This window comes from Paenibacillus sp. J45TS6, from assembly GCF_018403285.1.
Classification (GTDB): domain Bacteria; phylum Bacillota; class Bacilli; order Paenibacillales; family Paenibacillaceae; genus Paenibacillus.
Window position 1 is genome coordinate 1 of the sequence record NZ_BOSJ01000017.1, and the last position, 15,751, is coordinate 15,751.

The following is a 15,751-nucleotide window of genomic DNA, read 5'->3' on the forward strand; positions in this document are numbered from 1 at the left end:
CTTGCATGTATTAGGCACGCCGCCAGCGTTCGTCCTGAGCCAGGATCAAACTCTCCAATAAAGTTATTGAAAAGAGCGATAAGCTCATTTAGAAAATGCTGACGAGAACTTAAAGTTCTCTATTCAACTTGTTATGACCAACAAATTGAATTTGTATTAATTCACTCATAAGTTTTACTTACGTAAAACTTCTCGTTGTTCAGTTTTCAAAGATCAATCTCGCTAACAACTTTCGTCATCAGCAACTCTTATATAATATCATGTCTCAGGAAGCTTGTCAATAGTTTTTTTGATTTTGTTTTTCTTTCAATCTAGTAAACTATTACTCTTTATTCCCGCCTGTCGGTGACAGGACTTATAATATATCATGGATATTTCAATTACGCAACCCTTTTTTATAAAAAAAAAGAAAAGCGGAATAATTCCACTTTTCTCCTGAGGCTCTTATCGTTTAATCCATGGGTTTCTCCGTTCTTTACGTGCTCTACCTTGTCTTGATGCTTGACTATTATTGCTTGGTGCTTTATTCCGTTTATTCGATGATACTGCCGCTTTTTTCACTTTATTAGATTTACTAACAGCTTTGTTTTTCTGTATCGCCTTCTCTTCTTCTAATATAGGGAGCTGATTGAGTCCGTTTAAATCGACAAATGGTTCCTGTTGCAACTCAGCACCGTTTTGGCCACTAGTTTGGATCGTCTCTGCTTGGAAAGACGTCTGCTCATAATTATTCTGGTAATTAGGATTATAATAGGGCGGCTGAACTCCGTATTCAGTCGGTCTGAAGTAATTCGTGTACTGCGGGTTGTGACCGTAGGCTTGTGGATGTAGCATAGGCTGAGCATTTTGGGCTGTTGCCGCTTTCCAGTCCGCTTCTGCTTGCATATAACTATATGGTAATGGTTTAGCATGACCGCATCCGCAATCTCCTCCATATGAAGGAACATCAACAAGAGCATAATTTACAATGTAACCGCCATGTTCATAAGTGGTATGTGGTTGCTGACTTACCTCTCCACTTTTTCCTGACTGATAAGACGTATTCTGGACACTCTGCGGCTGCTGGGTATACGGCATTGGCTGAGGATAAGCTTGCTTTTTATCATTTACATATCCCATTGGTTGTTGATACGGGTTTTGGTATCCTTGGTATCCTGCATTCCCCCCGTACATTTCTTTATCATACGCTGGGTATTGATAAGGATTCATGTACTCGTTGTTGCAATCCTCTTTTTTAGAATAATACTCTTCCTTCTTAGGTTCGTACTCTGGTTTTTTCATTGGCGGTATTGGAACAGGCAGTGGTGTTGGTTTGATCATCTCTGGTTTAGGTACGGGTAGAGGCAGTGGCTTGGAAGGTGGAGGAGCTATTGGTTTCACTTCTGGTTTAGGAGCAGGTTCAATTGGTTTTTTAACTTCTTCTTTTGGTGGTTCTGGTTTTGGTTTCGGCTTTGTCATTTCCTCTTTTGGCGGAATCGGTTTTGGTTTAGTGATCTCCGCTTTCGGAGGCTTCGGCTTTGTTATTTCGGCTTTTGGCAGCACAGGCATTTCCGGCATCTCTGGAAGTTCTGGAAGTTGCGGATAATTGGGCATAGGAGCGGTATTCTTTTTCCCTGTATGCGCTTGGATGCCGGTTGCTGGTGGGGCCGGAGTCCCCTCTTGCAAAATTTCTGTTGTTGTAACTTTCGGTGTACTGCTAGATCCAGATGGAATAAACACAGTTTCTCCGACAATCAGTGCGTTTGGATTCTTTAACTGTGGATTTGAAGCAATCATATCTTGAAGCGAAACGCCCCAGGCTTTAGAAAGCTTCCATAATGAATCTCCTTGAACTACCTTGTGCTGATGCAGAATCGATCCACCCGGATGTGTCGTAACTGGGGCAGAAGGAATTTTCACCTTCATACCAATGGTCAGTTGATTGGGGTTTGCAATTTCCGGGTTCGCACTGATAATTTTCTCTAACGATACGTTATATTTCTTGGACAAGAAATAAAGGGTATCTCCTTCTTTTACGATGTGTATTCTCACAGGTTCATAACCTCCTTACAATCTTCAGGCATGACATTCGCCCTTTCTTTCGTTACTCTCATCCTATGCAGGACTTTTCACATTGACATCACTTCTCGCAAAAAAAACCTCATTCAGCAAAAATCCCTCTTGGGAGATCGTTGCTAAATGAGGTTTAACGCGGCTATATAACATAATTACACATTCTTCTGTTTTTAATGAGATGCAGAAAGTGGCTGCACCCCGAATTATTCTTCCCTGTATATGTAACAAGGGTAGGAGCCAAGTACACGCACTTGGCAACCGAGCGCCTCGATTTCCGCAAAAGCAGCTGGAAGTAATGCAGAATCTACTGATTCCAGTACATCAATATAAAAATGATAATTACCCAATCTTTTTTTCGTAGGTCTGGATTCGATCCGTGATAAATTTAATTTGCGCCAAGCAAATGCGGATAAGACCTGATGAAGCGCCCCTGCGAAATCCTCTGGAGAAGTAACTAAAATACTGGTTTTCATATGATCGGCTTCTCTATCCAACCGAATAGGATCATGCCCAATCAGCACAAACCGAGTATAGTTATTATCATGATCTGTAACCCGCTCAGCCATTAGATCAAGACCGTGCTTTTGCGCTGCAAGACGCGTAGCAATGGCCACCCAGCCTTTTCCAGGATTTCTCTTCACAATCTCCGCTGCTTCAGCCGTACTTCCGACGCTCTCAAGTTCTGCTTGAGGTGCATAGGTACGGATAAATTGCAGACATTGCGGGATTGCTACGGGATGAGACATGATTTTTTGAATACGTGTGAAGTCAATCTCATCTCTGTCATTCATAAACTCGGATTGATCCCCAATCAAATTCTGTATAGAAGGGTATACCCACTCACATTGCATGGGAATATCCACTTCATGTATCATCCAATCCATATGTAAACTTACAGAACCGTCTATTGTGTTCTCCACCGGGATAACACTGTAATTACTATTCCCCCGGTCTGTGGACCGAAATACATCAGAGATCAATTTGTAATGATATCCTTCATAGGGCTCGTCCCCAAACAAAAAATCGAGCGCTTCATGGGATACTGTGCCTTCTGGCAATAATGCAACTCGTTTCATGCTTTAACTTCCCCTTTTAACATGTCCAAAAATGAGTCCGTGTGCATTTTTGTTATTATTTGCACACCGTTTTGATCCGGTTGGAGCCATAGTGTATCTGCCTCAAGACCATGAGAATTCATCGTTTGCAGCATATAGTTCTCGAGTTCGTGCTTCCGAGCTTCCTCCTTATGCACAAGAGCAAGCACCGTAGGTCCTGCTCCACTAAGCGATGCTCCAAGTGCACCTCTAAGAGGGGCTTGTTCCAAAATTTCTGCCATTCCAGGCACAAGTTCTGCACGATAAGGCTGATGAATCCTATCCCTCATTGCAGAAGCGAGCAAATCATAGCGCCCAGCAGCCACTGCTCCAACTAAAAGAGAAGATCTGCTAATGTTATAGACCGCATCCTGAAGGGAAAGAACTTTGGGTAATGCTTCACGCGCTTTGGTTGTTGATAGCTGAAAACGCGGAATCACTGCTAGAATTTCTAATTCTTTTGGAGGATCAATCTTCACATAATGAGCATTGTCCCCATCCCAAGCTGTAGCAACAAAACCACCGAATAGCGAGGCACCGACATTGTCGGGATGTTTCTCTATTTGCGTAGCTAACGTAAATAACCGATCCTTTGATAAAGGAGAGCCAATAAGTTCATTTGCAGCTACAAGGGCGCCGATAATAGCAGAAGCACTGCTTCCAAGCCCGCGTGTAAGCGGGACCTCAGAATACATAGATATAGAAAGTTCCGGAATTTCTACTCCTGCTTCTTCAAATACACGCTGTGCTACTTTATATATTAGGTTTGATTTATCCGTCGGAATTCCGTCCAGGTGTTCACCATGCAAAGCGATACAAGTCTCTTCCGCTTGCTGCATCTCTATATAGGAATACAAGGTGAGTGCCATTCCCAAAGAATCAAAGCCTGGGCCAAGATTCGCTGTGCTGGCCGGGACCTTCACTCTTACGATGTTGTTCATAACTAGTAATTCCCCTTCCAAGTCATCCATTAATGAGTTCAGCCTTCTACGCGGTACACGCTTTTTACTTTACGAATTACATCAAGCGATTCAAAATGCTTTTGTACTTTCTCCATATTGGCTTTACTTGCATCATGTGTCACGATAATAATCTCTGCATCCGGATTAAGTTCATTTGGCTGTTGTACGACCGATGCAAGACTCACGTTATATTCCGCAAATATTTGAGTGATCTGAGCGAGAACGCCTGCCTTATCGTCCACATGAAGCAAAATGAAATATTTATACTTAATTTCTTCATCGCTAATCAGTCTCTTCTCTTTGTAAGGAGCAATTGCTTTCAGTCCGCTGACACCAAGCCTCATGTTACGGATAATCGACACGAGGTCAGCTACAACAGAAGTAGCTGTAGGCATTTCTCCTGCTCCTGCTCCGTAAAACATGGTCTCTCCAACAGCTTCTCCATGCACATAAACGGCATTGAACACTCCATTGACTGAAGCAATCGGATGCTGTTTCTTCACCATAGTCGGTTGAACACTAATCGCGATTTGGTCGTCTTGACGCTCTGCAATACCAAGCAGCTTCATTTCATAACCAAGACGCCGTGCATAACTGATATCCTCTTTTGTAACAGAAGAAATTCCGCAGACAGATACGTCGCGAAGTTCCACATTCGTATGGAACCCTAGTGTAGCCAGAATCGCCATCTTGCGTGCTGCATCAAGACCTTCTACATCAGAAGTTGGATCTGCTTCTGCATATCCAAGGTCCTGTGCTTCTTTTAATACTTCCTCATAAGAAACGCCTTCTTGGCTCATTTTTGTCAAAATATAATTGGTTGTTCCATTCACTATTCCCATAATTTTAGTAATACGATCAGAGGAGAATCCTTCAATTAACGTACGAATGATTGGTATTCCGCCAGCCACACTAGCCTCATAATATACGTCGCAACGTTTTTCTGCTGCTTTGGCTAAGATTTCCGAACCATAAAGTGCCATAAGATCTTTATTAGCGGTTACAATATGCTTTCCTCGCTCAAGGGCTTCTAAAATATATTCTTTAGTCTGATCCACTCCGCCCATGACTTCCACTATGACGTCAATATCCGGATGACGAATCACTTCCCAGGGATCTTCTGTTAATTTATCGGAATCTACATTGATATTACGGGCTTTTTCTGTATTTTTAACAGAAATCTTCTCGATCACAATCGGTGAACCAACCTGACTGCTAAGATCCTCCTGATTCCCTTCCACGATGCGAACCACACCAGTTCCTACAGTCCCTAAACCAAGCAAACCTACTTTAATTGGTTTCATATCATTCATCCCCTAATGTACGATTTAGTGTTTCTCTTCTAACCCTGGCCGATTAGTCTTGTACGTTTCACTCCATGCAAATTTTCAAGTTGGTCCAACATTTCGCCGATTTCTTCAGTTACATGTGAGATTTCCACAGAGATTACGACGTTCGCCCTTCCTTGAAGCGGAAGACTTTGATGTATCGTAAGTACATTTCCCCCACATGCTGCCACTAAAGACAGTACTTGAGAAAGCATACCTGATTCATGCTCCAAGTCAATAGAAATGGTGACAATCCTTTCTTTCTCTAGCTGATTAACGAGATGAATTCCATCCTTATATTTGTAAAATGCACTCCGGCTAAGACCTACCCGCTCGGCTGCCTCATGCACTGTTTTCACTTCACCTGTCGCAAGCAGCTGCTTCACTTGCATGGTCTTTACGACAGCTTCTGGTAAAATATCTTCCCTAACTAAGTAGTAACGCTCTTTCAAAACGTCCTCTCCTCAAAGACTATTGTATTCACATAGTGGACATTATATAGGATAGTAACGAAAAGGGCAATAGACAGATGGAATGAAGATTGTAAAAAAAGCGGATACCCTTTAAAAGGATACCCGCTTTATTATGTCTTTCTAGCGTTGGTTAAAAGTAACTGCTGCTCTCAACAAACTCAAATTCAAAATCAGAAATACGAACAATCGTACCATCTTTCGCACCACGTTTGCGAAGCTCGTCATCTACTCCCATGTAACGGAGAGTACGAGCCAACTTCATAATGGCCTCATGTGAATTCAACTGCATTCGTTTCATCATACGTTCAATTTTAGCACTGTGTACAACAAACATCTCATTTTCACGGACAATGGTAAACCCTTCATCTTCCGCTTTTTCAAGTTTGTAGACTTTACGCTCATTCACCTCAGCAACTTCTTCCACAACCATTTCTTCTGGAATAGAATCCAAAAGATCCGCTGCTTTATAGAGAAGTTCTTTGATTCCTTGTCTTGTTAAGGATGAGATCGGTAAGATCTCTATCTCTGGACGAACTTCTTTGACTTTCTTCGTAAAGGCAGCAAGGTTCTCTTCCGATTCAGGCATGTCCATCTTGTTAGCCGCGACAATTTGCGGTCTCGACATCAGTTTTTCATTATATTGACGCAGCTCATCATTAATTTTGACCCAATCTTCAAAAGGATCTCTTCCTTCGGAACCACTCATATCCACGACATGAATAATGACGCGAGTTCGCTCGACATGTCTTAAAAATTCGTGACCCAAGCCGACTCCTTCACTCGCTCCTTCAATTAGACCAGGCAAATCTGCCATAACGAAGCTACGTCCTTCTCCTACTTCAACCACACCTAAATTCGGTGTAATTGTTGTAAAATGATATGCTCCGATTTTGGGTTTTGCTCCAGAAACGACGGATAGCAGAGTGGATTTGCCGACACTTGGAAATCCTACCAGCCCTACATCTGCCATTACTTTCATCTCTAGAACAATATAACGCTCCTCGCCCTCTTCACCATTCTCCGCAAGTTCTGGAGCCGGATTCTTAGGCGTTGCAAAACGGATATTCCCCCGTCCTCCGCGGCCCCCGCGAGCAATCACGACTTGCTGACCATGACGCGTCAGGTCTGCGAGTATTTCCCCGGTATCTTCATCCGTCACAACCGTACCTGGAGGAATTCGAACAATCATATCTTCTGCATTGGCACCGTGCTGACTTTTGTTACGGCCTTTTTCTCCGCGTTTTGCTTTGAAATGACGCTGATAACGAAAGTCCATGAGTGTTCTAAGACCTTCATCAACCCGGAAAATAACACTGCCGCCTCTTCCTCCATCGCCGCCTGCAGGTCCGCCCTCTGGTACATACTTCTCACGTCTAAAAGAGACAAGACCGTCTCCTCCATCGCCGCCTTTTACATATATCTTCGCTTTATCTACAAACATAACTGCTCCTTCCTCATATACCGCAAGTCACACGAAACTGAAATAATGCATGCTCTTCCGTTGTCTGTTCCGCTTTGACTTTTACTTTAATACCTTGCTTTATAGTAAACAAATTACTCCACGCTTCGGTCTCAGGCGATACCTTCTCTCCTTCGAAACGCACGATGATATCACCTTGATCCTGATGAAAAAGTATCATCAGCTTGCGGATCTCTCCCCAAGACGATCGGCTACTGAATTGATAAGCTCTGACCGTATCTGCAATCGCCCCTGTCAATATCTCACCGTCCTCGGGAGAAATCAAGGTGTCCAGTCGCAAGCCTTCTTCAACTTCAATATGAAGCTCTAGGGAGCTGCCACTCGTTCTGTACGATTGCAAATAAAAAACAAGAGAAGATATGCCGAGCTTGGAGATTTTACTTTCTTCCGTAGTTCTCTCTTTTATTCTTTCCACAACTTGTATCGATTTATCAGCTTTACCTAAACGAATATATCCATACAATACTTGCAGATCATTCATCCAGTCATGTCTGTGATGGTTTAATGTTGCTATGGCAGCATTCTCCATCCTCTGTGTAATATGCCTGCGCTGTTCCTCTAGTTGTTTGTCCATCCTTTTACAAATGAATACAAAGACGCCAATGATCCATATGCTAAGCAACAAACACGAAATCAAACTCTTCGAGATGATTACCACTACTAACGGAATTAGAATTGAGGTTAAGGCCGCATAGGGAACTTTTTTCCAGGAATTCATAACTTCTCCCCGTTCATCAAATCTTGTTAGCCTTGATCTTCAGGCTATACAGGCAGTATATCACACACAATGTTATCAGACAGTTACACGGTATAAAAAAAGCCTTCGGCAAACATGCCGAAGGCTCCTTAGGCTTAAATGCCTTATTACGCTTCTACTGCAGCTGCTACAGGAGCAACATCAACAGGGTAGACGCTCACTTTTTTGCGATCGCGGCCCAAACGTTCAAATTTAACAACGCCTTCCACTTTCGCAAACAAAGTATCATCTTTACCGATACCTACGTTCGTACCTGGATGAATTTTCGTTCCACGTTGACGAACAAGGATGCTACCACCACTAACTGTCTGACCGTCTGCACGTTTAACACCAAGACGTTTAGACTGGGAATCACGACCGTTCTTTGTGGAACCTACCCCTTTTTTGGATGCGAATAACTGAAGATCCAATTTTAACATTGTAGTCTACCTCCTTCTTTAGTTATTGTGCTGCTTTATCTGAATATACTCACCGTATGAATCGACAATCGAATTCAGCATTACCACAAGTGATTCAAGCAGCAGCTGTACCTGAGGATAGATATTGTCTTGAATTCCGGAAGGAAGATAAGCACTTAGAAAACCATGCTCCATTTCCGCATCAAGTTGAACACCTGTAAGGGCCTCAATTGAATTCACGGCACCCACGGTTACGGCAGATACACCCGCACATACAATATCTTCACCGGCTTTTGCATAATTCGCATGGCCCTTCACTGAAAAACCACGAATACTGCCATCACTAAGACGAAAAATGTGTACAGTAATCACTGTTCCACCTTCTTACGCTTGGATTTTGCCGATTGTTACTTTAGTGTAAGGTTGACGATGACCTTGTTTTACACGGTAGTTCTTTTTAGGTTTGTATTTGTAGATAACAACCTTTTGACCTTTGCCATGTTTTTCAACAGTCGCTGTTACAGTTGCGCCGGCTACTACCGGTGTACCTGCAGTCAAACCATTTTCACTGGAAACAGCCAAAACACGGTCAAACGTTACAGTTTCACCATCAGCTGCGTTCAATTTCTCGATGAAAAGAACATCGCCTTCTTGAACTTTGTATTGTTTACCACCAGTTTCAATAATTGCGTACATTTGCTTGCACCTCCTCATGTCTCAGACTCGCCTAATCCAGGTGACTGCACGTCCATACGGAGTGTAGTACTTCAACCTGATCGGAGCGGTTGCAGCATGTGCAGCAATGAATACTAAACACATACTTTGTGATTGTAACAGATTCAATTAGAAAAATCAATAATTTCTCTAAACCTTCTAGTCGATAAAAAGTGTGCTTTCTTCTCTTACTTTTTTGCGTGTTAACTCAAGTAAACCAAGTCTTGTCCATCCGATGACTACGGATTTTGTTCGATCTTTCTTAATTTCTACCTCAAGTGTCTGTAAGACACTACTACGGTTTTCTTCCTTCTCCATATCAATAAAATCAATAATAATAATTCCACCGATATCCCGAAGACGAATAAGCCTAGCGATCTCCACTGCGGCTTGGAGGTTCGTTGCGGTTACCGTCTCCTCAAGATTTCGTCCACCAATATACTTTCCTGTATTGACATCAATTACGGTGAGAGCTTCCGTATGATCGATAACCACATACCCTCCACCGCCCAGCCAAACTTTCCGCTTAAAATCTTTCTCAAGCTGTTCTTGGACTCCGTAAGCGTCAAACACAGTTTGATTCCCGTGATAGACATGAATTTTCGGAATTTCACTATACACCATTTCCAAAAAATATGCTGCAGCCTCTTTAGCTCTCTGCTCATCGTCGATGACAAATTCATCGCCGCCTTCTGTATAGCTGTCACGTATAAATCGCTGCACAATACTTAAGTCCCGATGGAGCAAACGCGGAGCGTTACTCGTCTCTGCTTTGAACTGAATTCTTTCCCATTGTTTACGGAGCTGAATCAAATCGCCATCAATGGATTCTAAACTTTCCGATTCCGATACGGTGCGAATGATCATGCCCTCTTTCTCTGTTCTGCACTTTTCACTCATTGTCTTTAACCGGTTTCGTTCACTTTCTTTTGCAATTCTTTTGGAAACAGCGACGTATCCAGCGAGCGGCATGTATACAATATAGCGTCCAGGGAGTGCGTAATGTGTCGTTACCCTTGGCCCCTTACCTCCTACGGGTTCTTTGAAGACCTGCACGATGATCTCCTGACCAACGTGAAGCAGTTCCGTAATCGAAGGTTTTACCTCGGGCTGCTTATCCAAATGCGGGTGCAATACATCATCAATGTATAAAAAGGCGTTTTTTTTCTGGCCAATATCCACAAAGGCAGCTTGCATACCTGGTAATACATTGACGACCCGTCCTTTAAAAAAAGAACCGAGTAATCCACGTTCCCCTGTCCGTTCTGCTGCGTACTCAACTACCTTGCCTCTCTCCAAAAGTGCCATTTGCGTTATGTTCGGTTGGCAGTGTACAATCATTTGTTTCATGGCTTCACCTCTAGAGACTTTTAAAAAAAGAAAATAATAGTAATTGCGCGCTCACTTATTTTGTGAATTACCCCTTTTTCTTGAAATATGACTCAATAATGCGCTGTTCCGGCAGAACACCTATGATTTTGCCCCTAGCATTCATGACATAGATCATATGATATTTCTCTCTCTTAAATAAACGCAAGATTGTATCTAAAGGTTTCGCAGGTATTGAAATTATTGGCTGTGCAAGACTAGCAGATGATAGATGATAAGCAAACAACTTATCCCTATTAACTAAAAATCGCATAAATCGGTAAGGTATGTTGCGGTAATCTTCGATCCCCGAATATAGTAAAAAACATCCCATAAGCAGAATGTTTAACTCTATTTTCCCTGACTCCTTCATTAAGAATGGAGACAACGAGATGATAATCATGACGACACTAGCTACAATGCTGAGCCTGTAAGTAACAATCAGTGTTTTGTAATAAGGAAGAAATAAGCTGATCAAAGCTTGAGCGATTTTCCCTCCATCGAGCGGAAGAATAGGTAGAAGATTAAACAAGGCAATGATTGCATTTGCCTGAATAAAATAAATCAAAAACTCCCCATCCCACCAGTGTAAGCTGAGCATTCCTGCTGCTGCTCCCATCATAATTACATTCTGAAGAGGTCCGGCTAGTGAAATGAGGATTTCTTTTGCCGCCGTCAAATCACCTCTGTCCTCAATGACAGCAACGCCGCCAAACGGAAGTATTTGAATAGACCTTACCTGAATACCGAGAAGTGCTGCTGCTGATGCATGTCCTAATTCATGAATAAACACAATCACAAATAAAGTGATGAGTTCAATAAACTGTCCCGTGGCAACGGACAGCATCATTAGGAGAACGAATACCGGATGCATGGACAGCTGAACACCCATCACATTAATCAAATGATATCACTTCCGTCGGATCAATATAGGTGTCTCCTTCTTTAAGTGCAAAATAGAAAGTTTGATCCTGTTCCGAAGTACTTGCCGGGATTTGACCTATGAGATCTCCCTCTTCAACCCAAGAACCGACGGTTAACTTGGTTTCTTCCAGACGACCATAGATACCAGTAAGTGTCGCTGTGTGCTGAATGACTACCGTAGTTCCCACCTCGGGACTGCTACTCACTTCAAGGACCCGTCCTGCATCCATACTTTGTACTTGCTGAATTCCTCCCCCATTCGAATCGGGAACAATCTCAATCCCTTTCATCGTAATCGCAAACGGCTGCGCAATGGTCCCCTGTATCGGGGTCATATATTTGCGCGAGGCGGAAACTTTCAGCGGGGATGGATCATCATTTTGAAAGATTGGAAGAAAAGAAGGAGCCCCGCCAAAATGATCTGTATACCACACAGCAGCAGAAGAAAAATCCATCTCTCGATGGAGACTGTCAGCAATAAACAGTTTGGCTGGCTGTAGAAAAGAAACATCCCACTTGAATGCCCCCATGACTGCCCCAAACAATATCACACTGACTGCAAGCCTTTTTACAAACCCTCTCCTAAATCGACCAGGACGGACAGGAGGAGTTTCTTCAGGAAGTTCTCCCCAGCCTCGGTATCCCTGTTTCCATAGAACTTCCGGGTCCCGCTCTTCCTCTGCTTGATCTGTTCGCTCATATGGGTAAAGCCGATCGGTCGGCTGTTCTATAGGCTGCTGTTTCTGCTGCAATCCTTGCCCTGTTAATTCTAACCCCAGCAAATTCTTTTCCAGATGGCTTGTCTCGGATTCAAGAAGCTCCCTAATGCGTTCTTTTCTTCGTTCTTTTATATTTTGTTTGATATCCATACTCAGTCCTCCTAGTGAGGTATACTTCCACTATTTGATTTTATGAGCAGGAACAGATGAATATGAACAAGCCTTCTTTTTATATCAAAAAAAGGCACTGGAGCTTATAAGCTCCAATGCCTCTTAATCATTCGCTAACCTAGCTTTTATTCCATTTATTTCAGTGCCGACAAAAATACGAGAACGATCAAAAATAGACCAATCCCGTAAATACAGCACGATATTTAAGTACTCACGAAGATGAACAACATCAGAAGAAACATTTAAACATAAGTTCAGCTGTTTCATTTGTGCAGATACATTAAATTAACCCATCCCAAAAAATTTCTTGAAGCGTGTAAACACACCTTTTTTCTGTTCAAGCAACATAAGCGGGACCGTATCACCAAGAATACGTCTTGCTATATTACGATACGCCATAGCCGCCTGCGAATCAGGATTCATAACCGTTGGTTCACCTGAGTTAGCTGCTCTAATCACAAGCTCATCATCAGGAACAATTCCAATAAGGTCAATGTTTAACACTTGAAGAATACTATCAATATCTAGCATATCGCCTGATTTGACCATATTATTACGAATTCGATTGACCACGAGTTTAGGAGATTTCACATGCGAACTTTCAAGCAGTCCGATAACCCTATCCGCATCACGTACAGCCGCATTCTCCGGAGTGGTTACTACAATCGCCTGATCTGCTCCTGCAATCGCATTTTTGAATCCTTGCTCAATTCCAGCCGGGCAATCGATAATGACATATTCAAAATCTTTTTTCAGTTCTAACACGATATCTTTTACCTGATCGGGGGATATCGAATTTTTATCTTTGGTCTGTGCAGCAGGAAGCATATATAGTTCATCAAAGCGCTTGTCTTTGACTAAAGCTTGACCTAATCTACACCGGCCCTCAGCCACATCTACCAGATCATATATAATCCGATTTTCAAGGCCCATAACAACATCTAGGTTGCGAAGTCCGATATCTGTATCTACCAGACATACCTTCTTGCCGAGTAAGGCAAGTGCGGTGCCTATGTTGGCGGAAGTCGTTGTTTTTCCAACGCCGCCTTTCCCTGAAGTGACAACAATCGCCTCTCCCATGTATGCTACACCCCTTTAAACGCGTTAAAATCACGGTGCAAACGAACGATATTACTCGTCTTGTCGATCTGCATTTGTCCGTTCTGCAAGTAAGCAAACTCCATTCCCGCTTCACGCTTCTCCCATTCGTCCGGAGGACGGCTGATAACCTCTGCAATTCGCAGTTGAGTCGGAGCAAAATGTGCCGCGCTAATGATCGCTTCTTCATCACCGGTGCTTCCAGCATGAGCCATCCCGCGCAGCGCACCCATAATAAATATGTGACCCGTACAGCTGACTGTCCCGCCTGGATTTACGTCTCCAAGTAATAGAAGGTTACCCTCATGATGTAAAACTTGACCAGACCGAATAATTCCGGTGATGGTCGTGATCGCTTTCGCATCGTTAGGGTCATTCTTAGCATCCGGAGACTCAATGGAACGAATCAGTAGATTACCTTTCTTTTTCAAAATTTGAAGAATGGCATCTTTCTGATCTTCAGTTACGACACGCGAACCTAATTTGACATCGACATGAATAATGGGACCAGACAATATATTTTGATGGCTGTGTTCCAGTTTATATCGCAATTCACTCAGTAGCTCTTCTAAATCACACTCGTCATCCATCAGAAAAACCAGGCCATCCTTGATGCCTTTAATCATCACATGATTCGATTTTACTGTCATAAGCCTGTCCCTCCCATCTCAAACATTCGTGCCGAAGCGCAGCAGTTCCTTCTTTTCCCTGCAAAATGCAAAAACATTACGTCTTATCTTTACTTAGTGATCTATGTCGAGATAGCTTATCCAGCTGTTTACGCAAAGGTACATAGATAATAAGAGCAAATATAAAATGAATAAATACCGTAGGTATCATGTATTCTACAAGCGCCCAGTCATAGGAAACATGATTAAGCTGAAAGAGTTTGTATATAAAGAACAAAATCGTATCGAACAATAAACTACCTAAAATGACAACCATCATCATAACAGGCATCGTCGTTCGCTGAGACTTAAAAATAAGACCAAGTAAATACGCGGCCAGTCCCATGGAAAAAGAATACGGTCCAATCATGTGTCCATAAAAAACAACGTCATGCAGCAACCCGAAAATAATACCAAGGACTAGTGCCGTATGCCTGTGATAGTAAACCGTCACAAACAAGATCGCAATATACACTAAGTTATAACCGATCCGAGGCAGCAATGCATCCGGAATAATCCATGGCATGACCGAACCTTCCAGCACAAAGAGGAAGAACAACAGAATGATGAGTACCTGCTTCCGGCCTGCCATTATGGAGTAACCTCCGGAGGAATGACAACAAATACTTCCTTCCAGTCAGTGAAGTTTGCTGCAGGCTTAATATAGGCGACTTGTGCCAGCCCATATTCACTTACTTCTATATCCATAACTTCACCAATAATCATATATTTCGGGAAACCTTCAATGATTCCAGAAGACATAATAATATCTTCCTTTTCAATGTTAGAACTTTCCGAAATTTTCGTCATTTGCAGGTATCCTGTTTTCGGATCATATTTTTCAATCATACCAAATGTATTATTCTCTTTGCCTACGACGGTAGCTGCAATCGCATTTGCATCACTTGAGCTTGGGTCGAGTGCTGTAAGAAGAGTAACGGTCGCAGTAAAGTTACTTACATGACTAATTGTACCTACGAGTCCATCAAGGGAGGTTACTGCCATTCCTTCTTTAATTCCTGCGTTCTCACCGATGTCAATGTTCAGTACTCGGTTGTTAGGATCCGAATTTACACTGATGACTTGTGCAGTCCGAAGTGTATAGTTATGTCTATTCTTCTGTTCTTCAGTGAACTTCAAATCTTCCTGAAGCCTTTGATTCGTCTCGGCGAGATTACCATATCTAACAGAATCCTGTTTATACTGCGCCACTTTTGTTTTCAATATTTCGTTTTCTTCCTGAAGTCTCTTCAGGTTGGCTATATCTTCAAAAAATCCGGAAATATAAGAGGCAGGTTTATAAAAAACTTGCTGAACAAATCCAACCATATCTTTGGTGAATTTCTCAGGCAAGGAAAGTCCTGCTCTTGACCCCACAGTGAAACCCATTAGAGCTATAAAAATAATGATACCAACAAGTAAAATAAACAATCTTTTGTTGCCAAGCCATTTAAACAGTTATAACACCCTCTTACATCCCTATTTCGTTATCATGTCTACTACTTAAAAAGGGAAAGCAAGTGTAGCGAGGCCAAAGGCCTG

The 15,751-nt window shown here is 42.5% G+C and carries 18 protein-coding genes, 1 rRNA gene and 1 other annotated feature; all 19 genes read right to left on the bottom strand.

The annotated features are described in order from the left end of the window. Positions 1–61: ribosomal RNA gene (locus KJS58_RS19790) — 16S ribosomal RNA — on the bottom strand; the annotation flags it as partial. A 383-nt stretch (positions 62–444) separates the two neighbouring features. Beyond that, complete coding sequence (locus KJS58_RS19795) at positions 445–2,031, bottom strand: LysM peptidoglycan-binding domain-containing protein (protein WP_213535154.1); 1,587 nt, start codon at positions 2,029–2,031, stop codon at positions 445–447. A gap of 227 nt (positions 2,032–2,258) precedes the next feature. Beyond that, entirely contained in the window at positions 2,259–3,131 is an 873-nt protein-coding gene (gene pheA, locus KJS58_RS19800) for a prephenate dehydratase (RefSeq protein WP_213535155.1), read from the bottom strand. Beyond that, positions 3,128–4,090: a homoserine kinase gene (gene thrB / locus KJS58_RS19805; RefSeq protein WP_213535157.1), complete on the bottom strand. Its 963-nt coding sequence runs from the start codon at positions 4,088–4,090 to the stop codon at positions 3,128–3,130. The genes pheA and thrB overlap by 4 nt, the downstream gene beginning before the upstream one ends. A 38-nt stretch (positions 4,091–4,128) precedes the next feature. Then, positions 4,129–5,415 carry a homoserine dehydrogenase gene (locus KJS58_RS19810; protein ID WP_213535158.1) on the bottom strand — a complete coding sequence of 429 codons (1,287 nt, stop codon included), beginning with the start codon at positions 5,413–5,415 and terminating at the stop codon, positions 4,129–4,131. Between the two features lie 38 nt (positions 5,416–5,453). Further along, positions 5,454–5,891, bottom strand: coding sequence for an ACT domain-containing protein (locus KJS58_RS19815; protein ID WP_213535160.1), 438 nt, complete (start codon positions 5,889–5,891; stop codon positions 5,454–5,456). Between the two features lie 151 nt (positions 5,892–6,042). After that, positions 6,043–7,353: a GTPase ObgE gene (gene obgE / locus KJS58_RS19820; RefSeq protein ID WP_213535161.1), complete on the bottom strand. Its 1,311-nt coding sequence runs from the start codon at positions 7,351–7,353 to the stop codon at positions 6,043–6,045. A 13-nt stretch (positions 7,354–7,366) separates the two neighbouring features. Further along, positions 7,367–7,966, bottom strand: coding sequence for a Spo0B domain-containing protein (locus KJS58_RS19825; protein WP_249717676.1), 600 nt, complete (start codon positions 7,964–7,966; stop codon positions 7,367–7,369). A gap of 290 nt (positions 7,967–8,256) precedes the next feature. Beyond that, on the bottom strand, positions 8,257–8,568 hold the full coding sequence (gene rpmA, locus KJS58_RS19830; protein WP_191802270.1) for a 50S ribosomal protein L27: 312 nt from the start codon (positions 8,566–8,568) through the stop codon (positions 8,257–8,259). A gap of 18 nt (positions 8,569–8,586) precedes the next feature. Next, the gene (locus tag KJS58_RS19835) at positions 8,587–8,919 is read right to left on the bottom strand and encodes a ribosomal-processing cysteine protease Prp (protein ID WP_160036362.1); all 333 of its coding nucleotides are present in this window, start codon (positions 8,917–8,919) and stop codon (positions 8,587–8,589) included. A 12-nt stretch (positions 8,920–8,931) separates the two neighbouring features. Further along, on the bottom strand, positions 8,932–9,243 hold the full coding sequence (gene rplU / locus KJS58_RS19840; protein WP_160036361.1) for a 50S ribosomal protein L21: 312 nt from the start codon (positions 9,241–9,243) through the stop codon (positions 8,932–8,934). Positions 9,244–9,256: 13 nt separating this feature from the next. Then, positions 9,257–9,344 (bottom strand) — a sequence feature (ribosomal protein L21 leader region). A gap of 76 nt (positions 9,345–9,420) precedes the next feature. After that, positions 9,421–10,611, bottom strand: a complete 1,191-nt coding sequence (locus KJS58_RS19845; protein ID WP_213535163.1) for an Rne/Rng family ribonuclease — start codon at positions 10,609–10,611, stop codon at positions 9,421–9,423. Positions 10,612–10,678: 67 nt separating this feature from the next. Further along, positions 10,679–11,533, bottom strand: coding sequence for a M50 family metallopeptidase (locus tag KJS58_RS19850; protein WP_213535164.1), 855 nt, complete (start codon positions 11,531–11,533; stop codon positions 10,679–10,681). Continuing rightward, positions 11,526–12,422 (bottom strand): M23 family metallopeptidase, encoded by an 897-nt coding sequence (locus tag KJS58_RS19855; protein WP_213535165.1) that lies wholly within the window; start codon positions 12,420–12,422, stop codon positions 11,526–11,528. The genes KJS58_RS19850 and KJS58_RS19855 overlap by 8 nt, the downstream gene beginning before the upstream one ends. Before the next feature lie 123 nt (positions 12,423–12,545). Continuing rightward, positions 12,546–12,710, bottom strand: a complete 165-nt coding sequence (locus tag KJS58_RS19860) for a hypothetical protein (RefSeq protein ID WP_213535167.1) — start codon at positions 12,708–12,710, stop codon at positions 12,546–12,548. Positions 12,711–12,728: 18 nt separating this feature from the next. Then, positions 12,729–13,523, bottom strand: coding sequence for a septum site-determining protein MinD (gene minD / locus KJS58_RS19865; protein ID WP_213535168.1), 795 nt, complete (start codon positions 13,521–13,523; stop codon positions 12,729–12,731). A 5-nt stretch (positions 13,524–13,528) separates the two neighbouring features. Further along, positions 13,529–14,191 carry a septum site-determining protein MinC gene (gene minC, locus KJS58_RS19870; RefSeq protein ID WP_213535169.1) on the bottom strand — a complete coding sequence of 221 codons (663 nt, stop codon included), beginning with the start codon at positions 14,189–14,191 and terminating at the stop codon, positions 13,529–13,531. A 76-nt stretch (positions 14,192–14,267) separates the two neighbouring features. Then, positions 14,268–14,801 carry a rod shape-determining protein MreD gene (gene mreD / locus KJS58_RS19875; protein WP_213535170.1) on the bottom strand — a complete coding sequence of 178 codons (534 nt, stop codon included), beginning with the start codon at positions 14,799–14,801 and terminating at the stop codon, positions 14,268–14,270. Further along, positions 14,801–15,640, bottom strand: coding sequence for a rod shape-determining protein MreC (gene mreC / locus KJS58_RS19880; RefSeq protein ID WP_213535171.1), 840 nt, complete (start codon positions 15,638–15,640; stop codon positions 14,801–14,803). The genes mreD and mreC overlap by 1 nt, the downstream gene beginning before the upstream one ends. Positions 15,641–15,751 lie beyond the last annotated feature (111 nt).

Bases quoted from the DNA above. Each gene is read 5' to 3' on its own strand.
- KJS58_RS19855 (WP_213535165.1), bottom strand. From the start codon at position 12,422: ATGGATATCAAACAAAATATAAAAGAACGAAGAAAAGAACGCATTAGG.
- obgE (WP_213535161.1), bottom strand. From the start codon at position 7,353: ATGTTTGTAGATAAAGCGAAGATATATGTAAAAGGCGGCGATGGAGGA.
- rplU (WP_160036361.1), bottom strand. From the start codon at position 9,243: ATGTACGCAATTATTGAAACTGGTGGTAAACAATACAAAGTTCAAGAA.
- mreD (WP_213535170.1), bottom strand. From the start codon at position 14,801: ATGGCAGGCCGGAAGCAGGTACTCATCATTCTGTTGTTCTTCCTCTTT.
- KJS58_RS19825 (WP_249717676.1), bottom strand. From the start codon at position 7,966: ATGGACAAACAACTAGAGGAACAGCGCAGGCATATTACACAGAGGATG.
- pheA (WP_213535155.1), bottom strand. From the start codon at position 3,131: ATGAAACGAGTTGCATTATTGCCAGAAGGCACAGTATCCCATGAAGCG.
- thrB (WP_213535157.1), bottom strand. From the start codon at position 4,090: ATGAACAACATCGTAAGAGTGAAGGTCCCGGCCAGCACAGCGAATCTT.
- KJS58_RS19810 (WP_213535158.1), bottom strand. From the start codon at position 5,415: ATGAAACCAATTAAAGTAGGTTTGCTTGGTTTAGGGACTGTAGGAACT.
- KJS58_RS19860 (WP_213535167.1), bottom strand. From the start codon at position 12,710: ATGAAACAGCTGAACTTATGTTTAAATGTTTCTTCTGATGTTGTTCAT.
- KJS58_RS19845 (WP_213535163.1), bottom strand. From the start codon at position 10,611: ATGAAACAAATGATTGTACACTGCCAACCGAACATAACGCAAATGGCA.
- rpmA (WP_191802270.1), bottom strand. From the start codon at position 8,568: ATGTTAAAATTGGATCTTCAGTTATTCGCATCCAAAAAAGGGGTAGGT.
- minC (WP_213535169.1), bottom strand. From the start codon at position 14,191: ATGACAGTAAAATCGAATCATGTGATGATTAAAGGCATCAAGGATGGC.
- minD (WP_213535168.1), bottom strand. From the start codon at position 13,523: ATGGGAGAGGCGATTGTTGTCACTTCAGGGAAAGGCGGCGTTGGAAAA.